Source organism: Actinomyces ihuae, from assembly GCF_001457875.1.
Lineage (GTDB): Bacteria > Actinomycetota > Actinomycetes > Actinomycetales > Actinomycetaceae > Pauljensenia > Pauljensenia radingae_A.
In genome coordinates this window covers 90,792-106,365 of the sequence record NZ_CZPX01000003.1, presented here as the reverse complement: position 1 = coordinate 106,365, position 15,574 = coordinate 90,792, and the positions used below count along the sequence as shown (strand labels likewise).

Annotated in this window: 20 protein-coding genes; 5 read left to right on the top strand and 15 right to left on the bottom strand. The window is 54.1% G+C overall.

The features are described 5' to 3' along the window. Window positions 1–122 precede the first annotated feature (122 nt). The 15 genes from BN3002_RS00515 to BN3002_RS00435 form a co-directional block, all read right to left on the bottom strand. Window positions 123–2,333, bottom strand: coding sequence for a hypothetical protein (locus tag BN3002_RS00515; protein WP_058236108.1), 2,211 nt, complete (start codon window positions 2,331–2,333; stop codon window positions 123–125). Beyond that, a complete protein-coding gene (locus tag BN3002_RS00510) occupies window positions 2,330–2,578 on the bottom strand; it encodes a hypothetical protein (RefSeq protein WP_058236107.1) in 249 nt (82 codons plus the stop codon). The genes BN3002_RS00515 and BN3002_RS00510 overlap by 4 nt, the downstream gene beginning before the upstream one ends. 95 nt (window positions 2,579–2,673) lie before the next feature. Beyond that, window positions 2,674–3,318, bottom strand: coding sequence for a hypothetical protein (locus BN3002_RS00505; RefSeq protein ID WP_058236106.1), 645 nt, complete (start codon window positions 3,316–3,318; stop codon window positions 2,674–2,676). After that, complete coding sequence (locus BN3002_RS00500) at window positions 3,315–4,169, bottom strand: hypothetical protein (RefSeq protein WP_058236105.1); 855 nt, start codon at window positions 4,167–4,169, stop codon at window positions 3,315–3,317. Before BN3002_RS00500 ends, BN3002_RS00505 begins: the two co-directional genes overlap by 4 nt. After that, window positions 4,166–4,504, bottom strand: coding sequence for a hypothetical protein (locus tag BN3002_RS00495; RefSeq protein ID WP_058236104.1), 339 nt, complete (start codon window positions 4,502–4,504; stop codon window positions 4,166–4,168). Before BN3002_RS00495 ends, BN3002_RS00500 begins: the two co-directional genes overlap by 4 nt. Then, window positions 4,501–4,701: a hypothetical protein gene (locus tag BN3002_RS00490; RefSeq protein WP_058236103.1), complete on the bottom strand. Its 201-nt coding sequence runs from the start codon at window positions 4,699–4,701 to the stop codon at window positions 4,501–4,503. Before BN3002_RS00490 ends, BN3002_RS00495 begins: the two co-directional genes overlap by 4 nt. Next, window positions 4,698–4,919, bottom strand: a complete 222-nt coding sequence (locus BN3002_RS00485; RefSeq protein WP_058236102.1) for a hypothetical protein — start codon at window positions 4,917–4,919, stop codon at window positions 4,698–4,700. Before BN3002_RS00485 ends, BN3002_RS00490 begins: the two co-directional genes overlap by 4 nt. Next, window positions 4,916–5,431 carry a hypothetical protein gene (locus BN3002_RS00480; protein ID WP_058236101.1) on the bottom strand — a complete coding sequence of 172 codons (516 nt, stop codon included), beginning with the start codon at window positions 5,429–5,431 and terminating at the stop codon, window positions 4,916–4,918. The genes BN3002_RS00485 and BN3002_RS00480 overlap by 4 nt, the downstream gene beginning before the upstream one ends. Then, window positions 5,428–5,712, bottom strand: a complete 285-nt coding sequence (locus BN3002_RS00475) for a DUF3850 domain-containing protein (RefSeq protein ID WP_058236100.1) — start codon at window positions 5,710–5,712, stop codon at window positions 5,428–5,430. Before BN3002_RS00475 ends, BN3002_RS00480 begins: the two co-directional genes overlap by 4 nt. 597 nt (window positions 5,713–6,309) lie before the next feature. Beyond that, window positions 6,310–6,522 (bottom strand): hypothetical protein, encoded by a 213-nt coding sequence (locus BN3002_RS00460; RefSeq protein WP_154955676.1) that lies wholly within the window; start codon window positions 6,520–6,522, stop codon window positions 6,310–6,312. Beyond that, entirely contained in the window at window positions 6,519–7,001 is a 483-nt protein-coding gene (locus BN3002_RS00455) for a hypothetical protein (RefSeq protein ID WP_058236096.1), read from the bottom strand. Before BN3002_RS00455 ends, BN3002_RS00460 begins: the two co-directional genes overlap by 4 nt. Continuing rightward, the gene (locus BN3002_RS00450; RefSeq protein WP_058236095.1) at window positions 6,998–7,192 is read right to left on the bottom strand and encodes a hypothetical protein; all 195 of its coding nucleotides are present in this window, start codon (window positions 7,190–7,192) and stop codon (window positions 6,998–7,000) included. Before BN3002_RS00450 ends, BN3002_RS00455 begins: the two co-directional genes overlap by 4 nt. After that, window positions 7,192–7,392, bottom strand: a complete 201-nt coding sequence (locus tag BN3002_RS00445) for a hypothetical protein (protein ID WP_058236094.1) — start codon at window positions 7,390–7,392, stop codon at window positions 7,192–7,194. Before BN3002_RS00445 ends, BN3002_RS00450 begins: the two co-directional genes overlap by 1 nt. 62 nt (window positions 7,393–7,454) lie before the next feature. Continuing rightward, the gene (locus tag BN3002_RS00440) at window positions 7,455–7,664 is read right to left on the bottom strand and encodes a helix-turn-helix domain-containing protein (RefSeq protein ID WP_058236093.1); all 210 of its coding nucleotides are present in this window, start codon (window positions 7,662–7,664) and stop codon (window positions 7,455–7,457) included. Continuing rightward, the gene (locus BN3002_RS00435; protein ID WP_058236092.1) at window positions 7,661–8,467 is read right to left on the bottom strand and encodes a phage antirepressor KilAC domain-containing protein; all 807 of its coding nucleotides are present in this window, start codon (window positions 8,465–8,467) and stop codon (window positions 7,661–7,663) included. Before BN3002_RS00435 ends, BN3002_RS00440 begins: the two co-directional genes overlap by 4 nt. A gap of 556 nt (window positions 8,468–9,023) precedes the next feature. On the opposite strand from BN3002_RS00435, the gene BN3002_RS00425 reads away from it, so the two are divergent. The 5 genes from BN3002_RS00425 (at window position 9,024) to BN3002_RS00410 (ending at window position 15,375) form a co-directional block, all read left to right on the top strand. Then, window positions 9,024–9,506, top strand: a complete 483-nt coding sequence (locus BN3002_RS00425) for a helix-turn-helix domain-containing protein (protein WP_058236090.1) — start codon at window positions 9,024–9,026, stop codon at window positions 9,504–9,506. 29 nt (window positions 9,507–9,535) lie between these two features. Beyond that, window positions 9,536–10,633, top strand: coding sequence for a type I restriction endonuclease (locus BN3002_RS00420; protein WP_058236089.1), 1,098 nt, complete (start codon window positions 9,536–9,538; stop codon window positions 10,631–10,633). Window positions 10,634–10,707: 74 nt separating this feature from the next. Continuing rightward, on the top strand, window positions 10,708–11,094 hold the full coding sequence (locus tag BN3002_RS00415; RefSeq protein WP_154955675.1) for a hypothetical protein: 387 nt from the start codon (window positions 10,708–10,710) through the stop codon (window positions 11,092–11,094). Between the two features lie 4 nt (window positions 11,095–11,098). Continuing rightward, on the top strand, window positions 11,099–11,383 hold the full coding sequence (locus tag BN3002_RS10665; protein ID WP_074026128.1) for a helix-turn-helix domain-containing protein: 285 nt from the start codon (window positions 11,099–11,101) through the stop codon (window positions 11,381–11,383). A gap of 623 nt (window positions 11,384–12,006) precedes the next feature. After that, window positions 12,007–15,375: a hypothetical protein gene (locus BN3002_RS00410; protein ID WP_257525349.1), complete on the top strand. Its 3,369-nt coding sequence runs from the start codon at window positions 12,007–12,009 to the stop codon at window positions 15,373–15,375. The last annotated feature ends 199 nt before the right edge of the window (window positions 15,376–15,574 follow it).

The following is a 15,574-nucleotide window of genomic DNA, read 5'->3' as shown; positions in this document are numbered from 1 at the left end:
CCCCGTACCCACCCCCTGTAAGGGGGTGGGGTGGTGGGGGGACGACTCACGACCCATCCCGGGACGGGTCGGGGACGGGTGGGGACGGGTCGTTTTGTCCTGCAGATCCGCCTGTGGATAACTCATTCCTGACCCCCATCGACAACGTGGAGGCGTGCCCTTCCACCGACCGGGATGCCGTCGCTTTCAGCCCTGTAAGCGTGTGCTGAGCGTAGTAATCGTGAATTCCTTGGACCCTCTTTTTCAATTAGATAATTCTTTTCGAGAAGGTAATTGACCGCTCCAAGTATTGTTTCATTTTTTGCTTTTCCTCCGTCTTCTCGGTAGATTTTTTTGAGTTCGGTTATTGAAATTGGTGTCTTGTATCTTTCGATTATTCGGGAGAGTTTTTCCATGAGGTGAATGGGGCGGAATTCTTTTATGCTCGTGTTTTCTTGGGTGGTGTCTGGTGGGTTGATGGTGGTGATGATTTTGTTGGGGTTGGTGCTGTCGATGGTGATGCGGGCTGCTTCCTGGGTGCGGTCTGAGGGGCGGTAGGTGCCGGATTTTGGTCGGATGCTGCCTGGCCTGTCTTTGGCGACGCGTAGTGTGATGGTGCCTTTCATTCCTCGCCCGAGGGGGTGGATGACTTCTGCGAGGTATGAGGCTCCGTCGATGGCGGCCATTTTGGTTTGGCCGCCGATGGCGAAGCGCCCTCTCGTGTCGGTGTTTTTGGTGACGTGGTCGATGAGGATGACGGCTGCGCCGGTGTGTCGTGCGATGGTGCGTGGGATGTGGCGGTGCCATCGGGCGATGTCGTCGTTGTCTTTGCTGGCTGCGCCTTCTTGTGTGAGTGCGTCTGTGACGCCGTCGATGATGGCGAGTGTGTATGTGTGTGTGAGGAGTGTGCGGAATGCGTGTTGTTCGCGCGTGGTGTAGGGGGATTGTTCTGGCCTGATGTAGGTGAGGCCGTTTTGGATTTGTTTGGTGGTGCAGCCCATGAGGGTGAGGCGTTCGATGATTTGGCCTGCGTCGCTTTCGTAGTCGATGTAGGCGACGTTGTTCCCGGCTTGGAGTTGGCGGGCGGTTTCGGTTTGGATGATGAGGCTTTTGCCTGATTCTGATTCGCCGTGGATGTCGTGGACGAGGCCGGGGTAGAGGAGGGCTACGTTGTCGGTGCGTGTGAAGAGCGTGGGGACTGGGGGGGTGTAGGTGCCGTCGAGGTATGGGGTGAGGTTGGTGGGTTGCCAGGTGGGCGGCAGGTCGTCCTCGTCGCCCTCGCTGTTTTCGTGTTGTGGCGTGGTGTCTGGATTCGTGTCCGCTTTATCGTCTTTGTTGTCGTGTTCCTCGCTTGGTGTGAGTGGTGTGAGGGGCAGGTCGATAATGATGTCGCCCTCGTGGTCGTGTGTGCCGTAGCCGTCGCGGGCGAGTTGGCGCGCAGCGGCTTGGTAGTCGCCACCATGGTTGAGGAGCGCGTAGGCGGCGAATTTGGTGTAGGGGGTTTCTGGCAGGAATTCTGTGCTGGTGGTGAACACGTAGAGCCTGTCCCTGTCGGTGTTGTGCCCGGTGGTGGCGGATATGCCAGTTTTTTTGCCTGGCCTGCGCCAATAGGTTGTGCGGCCCTGGGTGAACACTGCGGTCCAGCCGTGGGGCGTGAGAATATCACTCCACGTGGTGGTGTTTTCGTAGTGGTCGCCTGGCCTGTCGCCCTCACGGTCAGTCGTGGTGGCGGGTGGCGTGGTGTGTTCGGCGGGGTGGTATTCGTTGAGGGTGGCTGTGATGATCGCGTAGAGGTCTTCGACCTGCTCGCTGGTGAGTGTGGGGATCGACTGCGGTCCGCCGGTGATGCGTTTCCAGGGGATGCCGGTGTGGTGGTATTGGCCGGGTGTTGGGCTGGTGACGCTGTACCCGCCTTCCCCACGTGTTTCTGCGAGGACTTCCCGCTTATTGTTCATGGCGAGTTTGCGGTTGGGCTCAGATGGCTCACTGGTGCGGATGTAGAAGTGCATTCCCCCTGATGGCGTATTTTCGCTCCACCCGGTGAGGATGGTTTGCCACAGGCCGCTGAGGCCGCTGCCTTGCATGTTGGTGGCGAGCTCGCCGAGTTTGCCCATGGCGCGGCCTTCGAGTTCGATCATGGTGAGGTTGCCGGACACTGCCCCGCAGATGACGGCAATACCGTGCTGCTCGCCGGTAAACCATTGGTCGGCCTGCGTGAGTGTGGCGCGGTGGTGCGTGTAGGGTTTCCACGCGACGGCTGGCCGCTTATCGCCCTTGTCTGTGGCGGGCAGGATGGGGATGATACTGATGCCATTAGCGAGGCATTCGTGTGCGTGGGCGAGGATCGGGTTCATTGGTGTGGTTCCGTGAAGAGTGCAGGCTGATCTGGGGTTGGGTCTGGGTCGGGTGTTTCGCGCTCGATGAGCGTGACAGTCCACTTGGGTGGTGAGACGAGTTGGTGGCCGACGTCGAGGAGCAGGTCACGGTCGTGGACGGCTGTTCCTTGCCACGTCCAGACTGGGCTGGAGGGGAAATTCTTCGTGTGAATGCGGAGCATGTCATCTTCCTTAATGTCCTGCTTGGTGATGGGCTGCCACATGGGGCGTGCTCCTTTCCTTGTTTGGCTTGACTGTGTGGTTTGGTGCCCGCCCGCGCCTTGCACGCGGTGTGGCTGCTGGCCGGGCTGCTAGTGGGTTATTTGATGGTGTTGCGGATGATGGCGACCATGCTCTGGTCGATTTGGAGGGCGCTTGCGATTGCCTGGTCGTCGAGGCCTGCCTGAATCAGCGTGGTGATCTGCTCACCCTGACTGGCCGCCTGCCCCGCCGAAGCGGCTGGTGCTGGTGTTGGTGCTGGTGGCGCGGCTTGTTCCTGCAATGCCTTGTCCATCCCAGCCACGTCGCCCTTAGCGATCTGGTAGGAGAACATCTTCTCGTGGTACGAGGAGCGGCCATCCCTGCCGAACTGCTTTTTCTCTTCCAGGAAGGTCGCGGTGAACGTGTTGCCCAGTGCGAGGGCTTCACTGGCTTTCGTAGAACCGTAGGTGCGCATCGCGTCCAGGAGGGCGCGCTTCTTATTGCCCCACGCTGGAATGTAAACGGCGCGCTGCCCGTCATCGTCCGCGTCCACCTGTTCACTGGTTTGGATGGTGATGACGAACTGCATTTTCGGGCTGCCGTCTTCGAATTCGGCTGGCTTGCCGGTCGTGTAGTCGGTGGTCTGCCTGTAGTCCAGATCGGTGATGGTGCCGGTCACTGTTTTGCCCGGCATGTCGTCCTTACTGAACGCGCTTTTGCTGCCGGTTTTCAGGCCCTCGTCAATAAGCGTGTAGTCAATCATGATGCTTTCTCCTTCTTGTTGTTGGTTGGCAGGTCGATGGTGATTCCACCGACCGTTTGGTGTGGTGGCTGCCAGTCGGGGTAGCGGCTGCACGAATAACAGTCGTCCATCCTGGGCAGGCCACTGATCCACTGGTCCACGCCCGCGTTCCCGGTGAGGCTGCGTAGCGTGGTGATCTGCGTGGCGAACCGGTTGGCACGCTCGAGCGCGCTGACGGCTGCCTGCTGGTCGTATGGGGCGGTCCACCAGTAGTGGTCGCTCCACTTGTTGGATGTGCGGGGCAGGAAGCAGATCGCGACCGTGCTGATCGGTATGCCTGCCTGGTTCCACCCGTGTGCGTACAGGTGTGCTTGCGTCTGGTACACGGCGGGTGGCCCGTCGTGCCGGTACTTGCGCAAGGAGGTGGTGGACACGTTTTTCCAGTCGATGACCATGCCCGCCTCAAGGTCGACGAGGTCGGTGCTGCCTGTGATGGGCGTGCCCGCGATGGTGCCGACCGTGATTTTCTGCTCGGTTAGATACCGCTGCAGTGCGTCTGGACTGGCGTATTCTGGCCTGTCCCACTCAGCCCTGTTGAACGCGTCTTCAAGCCACAAGTGCATCGCCGTGCCCACTGTGGTTACCCACGGGACGCCCGCGTCGTGCTGCTCCCACCCGGCGAGGCGTGCTGCCAGGCAGTGATCGCACGGGGTGCCGATCTCACTGGGTCCGATCGTTTTCTGCAAGGACCGGGGGTGGTGCGTGATCGCGTGCACGATCACCTGTTCGGCGTCGGCTTGCGCCTGCTCGGGAGTGACGCCTGTGGGCTGGCTCCACGAGGGCAGGCGGCCTGTGATGGGTGCCTTGCTCATTTGATGGTGACTCCTGGCGTGCTCACCGTGTAAAAGCCGTCCTGTTCAAGGACGATTGTGGGGATCATGCGTTTGACGGCCGCAATGTCGATGGTGGGCTTGTAGTACTCGGGGTTCCGCGTGGCCGGGTAGGCGGCTGCGAGTTTCTTAGTGTCAAGCCTGCGAGCGCCCGCCCTCACGGTGATCGTGTATCCGTCTTCCTCACGCGTTTCACCTTCGGGAATGAGCGTGCGCACGTGGTCTTCCAACTGGTGCTTCTCGTCGGTCAGCTGGCTGATTTGCTTGTTGATTGTTTGGATTCGGCTGGCGGTTTGGGCGAGCGTCATGGTGGTCATTTCAGGTTCCTTACTGCGTTTGCGATGTCGCGGATTTCTTCTTTGAATTTGGCGAATTCGTCGTCTGTGTCAGCTATCTGCTCGTAAATGTTTGTGATGTGCTCGTGCGTGTATTCGTCGAGTGTTTCGCGTAGGTTTTTGACGGCTGCTTCGACAGTCGCCATTTTCTGTAGCACGAGGTCGATCTGGTAGTTCACTTTTCGGCCTCCTCTGCCTGCCGGTACCCGATGAGGTTGATTATTTTTCCTGTTTCGTTTTCTGCTGCCCAGATGTAGGCAATCGCGTTCTTATATATCGTTTGCAGCTCCGCGTCGTCGCGCGGGATGTTGAGTGCGAGTATTTTCCGCGCTTCGACTAGATGCTTGTACGAGTTGCTGCTGGCATCTAAGTGTTTCTTCTCGTTGTCTCCGATCATTCGGTTTTCTCCTGTTCGTAGCTTTCGGTTTTTCCTGCGTGGATGACTGTCCAGGGTGGGACGCCTGGGTATTTGTATTTGTCGATTTGTTCGGGGTTGGTGAAGTCTTCGTCTCCGTGTATTCCGGCGAAATGCTGAGTGCAGGTGTCCCACCCGTAGTAGTGCTTTTGCCACACGTGGCCTTGGGGGTTGATGATGACTGTGCCGATGGGCGCTGTCTGGAAGTCCTCAGTGGTTTTGAGCGTGTCGCCTACGCGGGTTTGCTTGCGTGCGGGCGGCTGCGTGTAGAGGCGGATGCCACTGTCGATGATCGCCCCAAGTGAAAAATCCAGCGGGTCTTGCCCGTCGTGGAGTTCTGTGAATCTCATGATGTTTGGGGTGCTGGTGACCTTGTATTTCGCGCCGTACTGGTCCCACACGTAATAGTTCCCGTCTGTGGCTTGTGGGATGTTGAGGCTGTCCCACGTGGGGAGCGGGACGCGCGCTTCCTCACTGAAAATAAGATCAGTCATCTGTCCTGCCCTTCCTTGATTTGTTTGAGTGGTGCGATGCTGAGGATGCAGTAGCCGGGCTGAAGTCCTTGAGGGAATAGGTTTGAGTCCAGTACGTGCGTGATCTTGTAGATCGGCAGATCGTAGGGCTTGATGATTGCGTTTCCGCCACTGTCGATTGGCCGGAAAATGATGGTGTCGCCGGTCTGGTAGTCACGGTCGTTGAATCGGAGTTCGCTGGTTTTCTGTCCCGTGTAGATCCGCTCGAACCACTTTTCGTCGATTTTGAGTATGTGTCGCATGATGCGTGTCGTCCTTTCTGCTGGGCGGCGAGCACGCGGAATGTGATCGCCGTGGTGGTGTCGTAGAGGGGGAGGCAGAACTGCACCTGCCAGTCCTCGCCGGCTTCTTGTTCTGCTTTGTGGAGCGCTGGCATGACGGCCATGTCGAGCCGCCTGTAGAAAATGTGACGGTCAGGCGTAGGGACTGTGATCTGGAAGGTCCTGAACGTGATGGTGCGACCACTTTCGCGTAAGTGCGTGCGCCTCTCCCTGAAAATGCTGTTGAGGCAGTGCTCGTGGATGAGCGCTGTGTGTGGGCTGATTGGATTCCCACAGTCGTAGCAGGCCGCTTGTCGCTCTCCTTCGCGGGCAGGAAGACGGGGTTTGCGTGGGTGTTTTGCGTGCCGGATGAGCTTTTTACTGCGCGTTTTCTTTTGAGCGTTTTTCCACGCTTTCTGCACGATTTCGCACACTTCCATCTGGCATTCGCAGAGGCGCTCGAATTGGATGCGATAGGATGGCCGCGTCCGGTCGTATTCGCGTGCGAGGACCATGTGCCATTGCAGTAGGTCGCGAGGAATAGCGATGGTGAGATCGACGATGCCCACCGCATCGTAATCACTCACTGCTGGCCTCCTGTGTTTCTGCCATGTCGACTAGCCATGCGGCCACGGTGAGCATTTGCGATGGTGCGAGTGGAATGTCGATGACTTCCCACATGGGGAGAGTGGCGCTCTGGCTTGCCCACACGACAAGGCCGTTACTGAAGATGTCGGGCGCGATAGCTACGCCGTCGCCCTTGATCGAGAGACTGGTATCTGCTTCCATCACTTGTTGCCCTCCTTCATGAGCAGGAAAGTCATGCTCGAGCAGGCGTTTTGCGCGCTGTTAATGTGCCGCTGGAGCGACTGCCACTGTTTCGCGACCTCCGGCATGCCGGAGGGGATGTGTGCCCAGCCGATTGCTCTGGCGGCTGTGAGTAGTGCGTCGGACGTGCGCCTCATGCGTTTCTCGAGCGTGTCAGCAGTTTTGTCCTGCTCGTCCTCCTGGCTACAGAAATTGAGGTCGGGGTGTAGGTCGGGGTACAGGTCGAGTTCGCATGACGCTATTCCGATGAGTCGGCTTATGAGAATGTCGTGGACCAGGGCTGCGTGCTCGCACACGATGGCGAAAGCGCGGAAAATCTCGTAGGTCTCCGAGTCGTTGATCGCCTTAAAGTCCCGCGCCTCCAGTAATTGGGAGATAGCCGGGTCGAGGTCTTCTATCTGCTTGTAGAATTCCTGAAAGTCCCGGGGTTTGATGGGTTTCATTTCCTGTCCTTCTTTTTTGGTGTGGTTTTTGTGATGGTGACTGGGTGGTCGAGGCCGTCGGTGAGGTCGGCTTTTGTGATCCGCATGTAGCCCGGTGGTGTGACGTTCGGTGTTTCCCATGACTGTTCGCATCCTCGCCACGCGGTGCGGTGCGCCCTGCCGGGTGGGGTCTGGACCTCGATATAACCCATCACTCCTCCTTGTCGCTGGTGAATGTGCCGACCGCGAGCAGCAGGGCGAGGAATGCCCACATGTAGGCTGCTGCTGCCTGCACCTGCGTGTTATCCATGCGTGCGAGCGCGAGGAGCGCGGTGATCGCGATAATGGCGTGGAGTACCGCTGCAATGCGGACAGTCCACAAACGCGGGTGGGTGCTGGTATGATTAGTCATAGCTGGTATGCCTTTCTTGGTGTATCTAGGTCCTCTCGCATTGCCGTGCGAGGGGACTTTTTTTACGCGTATGGTGTGATCCATTGGTTGAGTTCCTTGCCTCTGATGCGGACGCGCTTCCCGGCTTTCACTGCTGGGAGGCGTTTTTCGTCGATCGCGGTCTGGACTGTCCAGCGGCCTACTCCCAGCCGCTTGCATACGGCAGTGATGCTGTAGTACTGGCTGGGTGTGAACGCCTCGCGCGGGTCGGCTGGCAGTTCTTGACTAGTCATGACACGGCCCTTTCAGCGTCTTCGAGGAGTTTCTTGTCCCAGTCCTTGAGGTAGTGGTCAATGAAATACAGCTGGCCTTTGCCCGTGACTTTCGTGGTTTTCGTGATGCGCACCGTTCCGTCAGGCTGCGAATGCGTGGACTCCTTGATCTCAAACAGGTCAAGGTCGCGGCTTTTCTGGGTTGGCATGTTCCAGTCGCAGCCCTGGCGGCGTGACAGGTAGCCTCTGGCGCGCAGGTCCTTGAACAGGCGGTTCTGGCCGACTTTCATCCCGTTGTTGTTCAGGATTTTTGCGAGCTGACCGACGAGGATACTGGTTTCGGCGGTTGCGACCGTGTCAGCAAAGAGGACTTTCGGCGCGTCCTTTTCGGCTTGGGCTTCGAGTTCCTTGCGCCGCGCCTGCTCCCGCTTCAGGGTTTGTGCGAGCTGAATGATCGTGTCAGGGTCAGTGAGGGCTTCCTCGATCTTGTCTGGTGTGAGGTAGCCGCCATGCTTGCGGATCGCAGGAAGAACGTCGTCGACTACCCATGCCTCGAATTTTTCGGCGGTTGGGAGTTTGGAGTTGAAGACGAGCCTGTAGAGGTCACCTTCAGTAATGAAGCGGGCTTCTTGCGTGCGTCCAAGCGAATCAACGATGGGGTAGCGTTTCACGACCCCACGGCAATGACGCGCCAGAGCATCTTTCGTGTTCGTGTATCCGAGTGCGACCGCTACATCCTTGCCGCAGAAAAGCGGCCTGCCGTCCTCTGTCGTCACAGTGCGAACACTGGTACCCTCATAAGTGAAGGGAACTATCTGGTTCATTGTGTTTTCCTTTCTGATTCGCTTCCTGGACTGCTGCTGACAGTTCAGGAAGCTTTTTTGTTGTGTTTCTCTGTAGCTGATCGATTTCTAGAACTACTAGTAGCCTCATAGACGGTAGACATATCTGGCAAAAAAAGAGCGTCAACTGGGATGTCCAGGTTTTTGCAGATCGATTTGGCTATGTCGCCTCCTGTCCTCTTCCGCTCTCCTGTCGCTAGATGCCCAATAAGTGCTTTGGAGCACCCAACCTTTTTGGCGAGCTGTCTATAGCTCATTTCGCGAAATCGAAGGAACTGGCGGAATGTTTCCTTGCTGACTAGTTCCACGATGAGGTCCCGTTCTGGTTGTGTGGTGATCATTTCTGATGGCTCCTACTGTAGACGGTTTATCTATCGACTGGGTAGCTGATAGATAAAGTGTAGACGGTTCCGTCTACAATGGCAACTAATTAAACTTAGGGTTTTGGCGGCGTACCGGTCTTACATTCATGTAGTTTGTAGACGGTGCGTCTACTCTTATAGTTGTAGAAGGCACCGATTTTTAGGAACCTACCCCTATGAGCACATATGCAGTCGAACCGTGGCAAACAGCCATGAGCCAGGCGGGAGTATCTTCGATAAACCAGCTGGCACGTAAGGCTGGCCTGTCCGTTGAGACAGTCAGGCGTATTGTGCAGGGAACGAGAAAAGCACCCCAAGAAGCAACTATCCGCAGGCTTGCCAAGGCTTTGCATAAAGGGCCATCCGAAGTCGGGAAATGGGTCGGCTTGAGCTTGCAGGAGGACGAAGCGCCTTACACTCCTCCCAAAGAAGCGTCGCTGCTTACCCTCCGTGAGCGCGCAGCGGTTGACGAGATGATCAAACTGCTTGCACTTAATCGAATGGGAGCCACGCAAACAACAGAGCCTGTAACAATGCCGTATTTGCTTCCTCGGGAGGTTTACGGTGGGACACCACCGCCTGACCCTGACGATTACGGCGTGTACGCGCAGCGAGGCGACGTAGAAGCCGAACAAGAAGCCTCCCAAGAACTCCCATAACCACACTCACAACCAACGGAAGGCCCGCAATGGATTTCGGAGACGCACTGACAGCACTGTCAGACAAAGTAAACAAGCAATGGGAATCGATCGAAACAGAAGAAGGCACCAAGAACGCTTTCATCATGCCGTTCATCTCCACAGTCCTCGGATATGACGTTTTTGACCCCACCGAAGTCATTCCAGAATTCACCGCCGATGTCGGAGTGAAAAAAGGCGAAAAGATCGACTACGCCATCCGCAACAGTGGTGATGTTCAAATCCTGATCGAATGTAAGAAGTGCTCAGGTGCCCTGACGCTTGAACACGCTTCCCAGCTGTACAGGTATTTCGCCGTCACTACAGCGAGGATCGCGGTATTGACCAACGGGCGCGTCTATAACTTCTACACGGACCTTGACTCGCCCAACAAGATGGATTCTCGCCCCTTCCTCGTCCTTGACCTAGCAGACTTGGATGAAACAGTCCTACCAGAGCTGAAAAAACTCACCAAAGCGAATTTCGACCTCACATCGGTCATGGATGCTGCAGAAGAATTGAAATACCTTGGCGCGATCCGTCGAGCTGTCGCAGCAGAATTTAAAGAAGTGTCAGAAGAATTCGCCAGGTATTTCATTGCAAAAGTCTACGAAGGACGAATCACTCAGAGTGTCGTCGAGAAATTCAAACCACTCGTTGACAAAGCTCTTCGTCAATTCCTCAGCGAACGCGTCAATGATCGCCTGAAGACAGCGCTAGGAGCCAGCGAAACCCCCGTTATCACACCGACAGCCCCTCTGCCGGAACCGGCAGTTATCGATTCTGCAGAAGAAGGCGAGCCGGTAGAAGATTCCGAGATCGTGACAACTGAAGAGGAACTTGCGGCTTATCGCGTCGTTAAAGCTATCGCGTGCGCGGAACTCTCACCTGACCGGATCACTTACCGCGATCAAAAAACCTATTTCTCAGTCCTGGCAGACAATAACAACCGTAGGCCAATCGTTCGATGCTACTTCAATTCCAAGGCGAGAAAGAATCTAGTGTTCGTCGCAGAGGATAGGTCGCTTACCAAATACGAACTGGGCACCATTGAAGATATTTACCTGTACGTTGATCAGATTCGAGAAGCCGCTAAACGATACCAGTAGGCTGGTGTCATAGCATATCCCTGGACCGGTCACAGGGTCTCCAACTGCACGTGCCTGCAGTTACGATCGTGCGCGTGAGTGTTCCATCGTGGGATCAGGTTGTGCGAGAAGCATCGCGTGAGAAGGTCACGCTGCGCCGCTCACGCCTGCACGGTGCGCGCGGACTATGGGTACCAGCCCAGCGCACCATCTGGGTGGACAGTCGCCTGCCGGACCATTACGCTGCGCCGACGTTGGCGCACGAACTGATCCACGCGCGCAGGGGAGACGGCGAATGTGGGCCTGCCTCTTCCGCTGAGCGTTATATTGATCAGCGTGTCGCACGCCGGTGGATCAATCGAGATGTTTACGCTGTTCTAGAGGATATGTACGCGGGCGACGCGTGGAGTATTGCAAGTGAACTTGACTTACCGCGTTGGCTGGTAGTCGCGTTTCAGGACTATTTAGGGAACATAAGGTGACCGCATGGAACGCTCATTAGAAAACGGCTCACATGCATTCAATAACGCTTTAGGTTCCCAGATCCGCGCTGAAGCGGCCGCGCATAATTTCTCAATTTCTCGTTTGGCCGATCTTATCGGAATGCATCGCACTACGCTTAATCGCTATATCAGCGGCGAGCGTGATATCCCGGCAAAACTCATTTACTCGGCTTCGACGGTTCTCAGCGTTTCACCCGCGGAACTTGTTGAGCGCGCGTCCAGGAGAATGGCACAGTCGCACGCTGGTTGCACGCGCCACCACATGTAAGCCTGTTTGTGCTGGTCACGTGTGGTGTCAGTGCTGTCTCCCCCCATCTCCACTATTAGGACGTTCATTTTGGTACAAAGTGAACGTCCTATTTTTTATGCCATAAGACGTGACGTTTCGCCTTGTCGGGGCAGCTTTATTGCTTTCGGAAGTCTTCTTGGTTAGGTATTTGACTTATCGTTGGCTTGGCACAGTTTGTCAGATTTCTAGAGGCCGGAAGGCTCCGAGAAGCAAGCTACAAAAAATATGTCTATCCGCCAAAAGTGTGCTAGTCGCTAAAAGCTTTGGGGTTTCACAGAATAGATCTATAATTTAGAGCAGCCGTAGAGTAACTGCCCGAAGCCAGACCTTCTAAATTAAGCAATAAAAGTTGTCATGTTTTTTGCAGACATTCATTCCAAATCACCGTTGATGGATGATTTGATTACCAAAAAATCACGTATGCATAAGAATTTCAATAGCTAAAATGTATTTAATGAACGTCTAGCTAATGTGTTTTATCTGTTTAGCTATATTCCTGTAGCTGTCACCACCTACCTGAGCTCAACGGGCTGGTTTTCTGGATGACGTAGTGGTACTTTGAGGGGAATAGATTTAACTAGCACACTGGACAGGAAGGTCTAATGCGCAACTTCAAGGACAAGCCCGGTTTTCTTGAAACGTTCGCCGGCAGAGCGCTGCTTAAACCAGCTCATCTTCTTACAGAACTACTGATCCTAACCTTGGTCTGCGCTTTGGGCTTCACGCTATCGAGCCCGTCTATGGCTCATGCCGAGGATCTACAGAGTAGCTCCCGGGATGACGAACAAAGCGCCAGTCCGACGCCGGTAAGCACTCCAGAAGTTGTAACTGATACCCAGTCTGGCGATGGTCTAGAGATCGGACCGGAGACTGTCGATCAACCCGTGCGTCAATCAACTTTACCGGCACCGACCATTCGCAAGGTCTTTTACGACGCCACAACTATTTCCGGCGCTAATGTACAACGAAAAAGAGTTGGTGGAAAGGTTAAAAGGTCGACTGTATATGTGACCCTAAAAGGTAAGGATGGCAACGAAAAAGCCACTGTTTCTGTTACCCCTAAAAGTGGAACAGCTTGGACGGTAAGTCTACCTAACGGCGTTAAAGTTGCACCAGGTGATACCGTCACTGCCTATCAAACTTTGGATGGCGCTACATCTGGTGTGGTGACCGCAAATGCTGAGCCATCCATGGCATTCTCGAATAAAGACAAGATCAAAATGCCGGTAGGAGAAATCTGGATTGAACACCCGGACGCTAACCTTGTAAATAATGATGAGCAAGCAGAAGCTATTGAAATGCTGAAGAAAGCTAATCCGGACATTGCGAACGACTTTAACCTTGACAAAATTAAATTCTCTATCGATTACACGGACCATGCCTACTATGAAGTGACCTATACAGATGGATCAACCTCCGGAAAAATTGAAGCTCCGGACGTAATAATCAAACAGGTAACGGAAACATCTGTGGCTCCGATAATAGGAAAAGTCCAGGTGACAGACGGGCAGATTATCGTTACATTTGCTAAAGAAGTTGCCCAAGGAACAAAATTTAGTTTTGTCAAACAATTTACCGATGGAGAGGACAGGAATTTTTCCCAAAATGGAAGCTGTATAGTGGACAAATCTAACTCACAAGAGATGTCTCAAGCAGTAACCGTTGACGGCAAAAAAGTTACTTTCCCAATCACGGATAAGGTTAACGATTTAAAACTCGGAACAGAGTTCGGTATCGTTGTCAAAGAGCCACATAAATTCCGTTCTTGCGCGAAGTCTGAGCCGGTAATAACAACCCCCGACAAAGTCGCCGTGAGAGATCCTCACAAATTAACGGATGCCGATAAACAAGCCATCGATAAAGCTATTCGAGATGCCAATACGGTAAATGGCGTATCTAAGCTTCCCGATGGAACTGGATTTTTAACCGATCCTGCGTTTATCGAGTTTGATAAAGACGGAAACGTTACAATAATCAGTCCTAATGATGTGGAAACTGATTGGGATAATGACGGCAATCCGATATATGTAAAAAATCCTGATGGAACCTATAAAGTAAATGATGGATCCAAAGTCACTAAAATCCCTGCCAAAGATCTGGTAAAAAATATCGCTCCGAAATCTCCTGCGATTGCGGTAGATACGGATAAGGGTGAGGTAACTATTACCCCGCCAGTCTATGAAAACCCGGGTGATGATACCGACTTGGCGTCCTACACCGTCACCTATAAGGATGCTTCAGGAGCGGAAAGAACCGTCACTGCAACTCGAACCGTAGACGAAACTTCCGGTAAGACCACGTGGACATCAGATGGTGCAACGGTTGATGCGAACACCGGTGTGATTACTCTGAAAGTTGAAGACATCGAAGTTGGTGGAACTGTCACGGCAAAAGCAAAAGATAATGGCGGATTAATTCCCACTGAAGAACAGCCGCTTGAATCAGAACCGGCCAGCGAGACACTCGAAACTGCCACTGTTAGCTATGATCGTAACGGCGGAGTCGGCGATATGGATGGCAAGACTTTAAACAAGGGCAGTAAGTACACGGTGTTGCCTAATGGTTTTACTGCTCCGGATGACTCCCAGGAATTTAAGGCTTGGGAAGTTGATGGTCAGGAAGTGGCGCCGGGCACTGAGATTACTGTTAATGGTGACACGGTCGTGAAGGCTGTGTGGAAGAAGGTCCAGGTTTCTGTTAGCTACGACGGTAATGGTGGTAGCGGCAGTATGGATGGTGCGACTGTGGATAAGGGCAGTAAGTACACGGTGTTGCCTAATGGTTTTACTGCTCCGGATGACTCCCAGGAATTTAAGGCTTGGGAAGTTGATGGTCAGGAAGTGGCGCCGGGCACTGAGATTACTGTTAATGGTGACACGGTCGTGAAGGCTGTGTGGAAGAAGGTCCAGGTTTCTGTTAGCTACGACGGTAATGGTGGTAGCGGCAGTATGGATGGTGCGACTGTGGATAAGGGCAGTAAGTACACGGTGTTGCCTAATGGTTTTACTGCTCCGGATGACTCCCAGGAATTTAAGGCTTGGGAAGTTGATGGTCAGGAAGTGGCGCCGGGCACTGAGATTACTGTTAATGGTGACACGGTCGTGAAGGCTGTGTGGAAGAAGGTCCAGGTTTCTGTTAGCTACGACGGTAATGGTGGTAGCGGCAGTATGGATGGTGCGACTGTGGATAAGGGCAGTAAGTACACGGTGTTGCCTAATGGTTTTACTGCTCCGGATGACTCCCAGGAATTTAAGGCTTGGGAAGTTGATGGTCAGGAAGTGGCGCCGGGCACTGAGATTACTGTTAATGGTGACACGGTCGTGAAGGCTGTGTGGAAGAAGGTCCAGGTTTCTGTTAGCTACGACGGTAATGGTGGTAGCGGCAGTATGGATGGTGCGACTGTGGATAAGGGCAGTAAGTACACGGTGTTGCCTAATGGTTTTACTGCTCCGGATGACTCCCAGGAATTTAAGGCTTGGGAAGTTGATGGTCAGGAAGTGGCGCCGGGCACTGAGATTACTGTTAATGGTGACACGGTCGTGAAGGCTGTGTGGAAGAAGGTCCAGGTTTCTGTTAGCTACGACGGTAATGGTGGTAGCGGCAGTATGGATGGTGCGACTGTGGATAAGGGCAGTAAGTACACGGTGTTGCCTAATGGTTTTACTGCTCCGGATGACTCCCAGGAATTTAAGGCTTGGGAAGTTGATGGTCAGGAAGTGGCGCCGGGCACCGAGATTACTGTTAATGGTGACACGGTCGTGAAGGCTGTGTGGAAGAAGGTCCAGGTTGATAACCCGAATGGTGGGAGCAACAAGAACGGCGATGACGCCGTTAAAGCGTCTGAATCTCGCAAGTCTGGAAAGCTCTCGAAAACTGGATATGCTGGGATGCCGTATCAAGTCGCAGCGATGATTCTTGCAGCCGGCGGATTACTGATTGCTGCTGGTAGGAAGAAAGTCAGAAAGGACTAAAACTGAGAAGTTAAAGTAGCGTAAGCCGCCCATATGAGCAGTGAATATGGGCGGCTTCGCTATTTTCAAGGAACTTGTAAATATCGAAGTAAGGAACTGCTTCTGCTCTCTGCAAAGCAAAATTTCCCAAGGTTCTTGTAGTAAGAGATTGCTTCGTGAGCTTAATTAACCACCGTCACTCGTGGTTTGGGGATCATAC

Bases quoted from the DNA above. Each gene is read 5' to 3' on its own strand.
- BN3002_RS00515 (WP_058236108.1), bottom strand. From the start codon at position 2,333: ATGAACCCGATCCTCGCCCACGCACACGAATGCCTCGCTAATGGCATC.
- BN3002_RS00510 (WP_058236107.1), bottom strand. From the start codon at position 2,578: ATGTGGCAGCCCATCACCAAGCAGGACATTAAGGAAGATGACATGCTC.
- BN3002_RS00505 (WP_058236106.1), bottom strand. From the start codon at position 3,318: ATGATTGACTACACGCTTATTGACGAGGGCCTGAAAACCGGCAGCAAA.
- BN3002_RS00500 (WP_058236105.1), bottom strand. From the start codon at position 4,169: ATGAGCAAGGCACCCATCACAGGCCGCCTGCCCTCGTGGAGCCAGCCC.
- BN3002_RS00495 (WP_058236104.1), bottom strand. From the start codon at position 4,504: ATGACCACCATGACGCTCGCCCAAACCGCCAGCCGAATCCAAACAATC.
- BN3002_RS00485 (WP_058236102.1), bottom strand. From the start codon at position 4,919: ATGATCGGAGACAACGAGAAGAAACACTTAGATGCCAGCAGCAACTCG.
- BN3002_RS00480 (WP_058236101.1), bottom strand. From the start codon at position 5,431: ATGACTGATCTTATTTTCAGTGAGGAAGCGCGCGTCCCGCTCCCCACG.
- BN3002_RS00475 (WP_058236100.1), bottom strand. From the start codon at position 5,712: ATGCGACACATACTCAAAATCGACGAAAAGTGGTTCGAGCGGATCTAC.
- BN3002_RS00455 (WP_058236096.1), bottom strand. From the start codon at position 7,001: ATGAAACCCATCAAACCCCGGGACTTTCAGGAATTCTACAAGCAGATA.
- BN3002_RS00450 (WP_058236095.1), bottom strand. From the start codon at position 7,192: ATGGGTTATATCGAGGTCCAGACCCCACCCGGCAGGGCGCACCGCACC.
- BN3002_RS00445 (WP_058236094.1), bottom strand. From the start codon at position 7,392: ATGACTAATCATACCAGCACCCACCCGCGTTTGTGGACTGTCCGCATT.
- BN3002_RS00440 (WP_058236093.1), bottom strand. From the start codon at position 7,664: ATGACTAGTCAAGAACTGCCAGCCGACCCGCGCGAGGCGTTCACACCC.
- BN3002_RS00435 (WP_058236092.1), bottom strand. From the start codon at position 8,467: ATGAACCAGATAGTTCCCTTCACTTATGAGGGTACCAGTGTTCGCACT.
- BN3002_RS00425 (WP_058236090.1), top strand. From the start codon at position 9,024: ATGAGCACATATGCAGTCGAACCGTGGCAAACAGCCATGAGCCAGGCG.
- BN3002_RS00420 (WP_058236089.1), top strand. From the start codon at position 9,536: ATGGATTTCGGAGACGCACTGACAGCACTGTCAGACAAAGTAAACAAG.
- BN3002_RS10665 (WP_074026128.1), top strand. From the start codon at position 11,099: ATGGAACGCTCATTAGAAAACGGCTCACATGCATTCAATAACGCTTTA.
- BN3002_RS00410 (WP_257525349.1), top strand. From the start codon at position 12,007: ATGCGCAACTTCAAGGACAAGCCCGGTTTTCTTGAAACGTTCGCCGGC.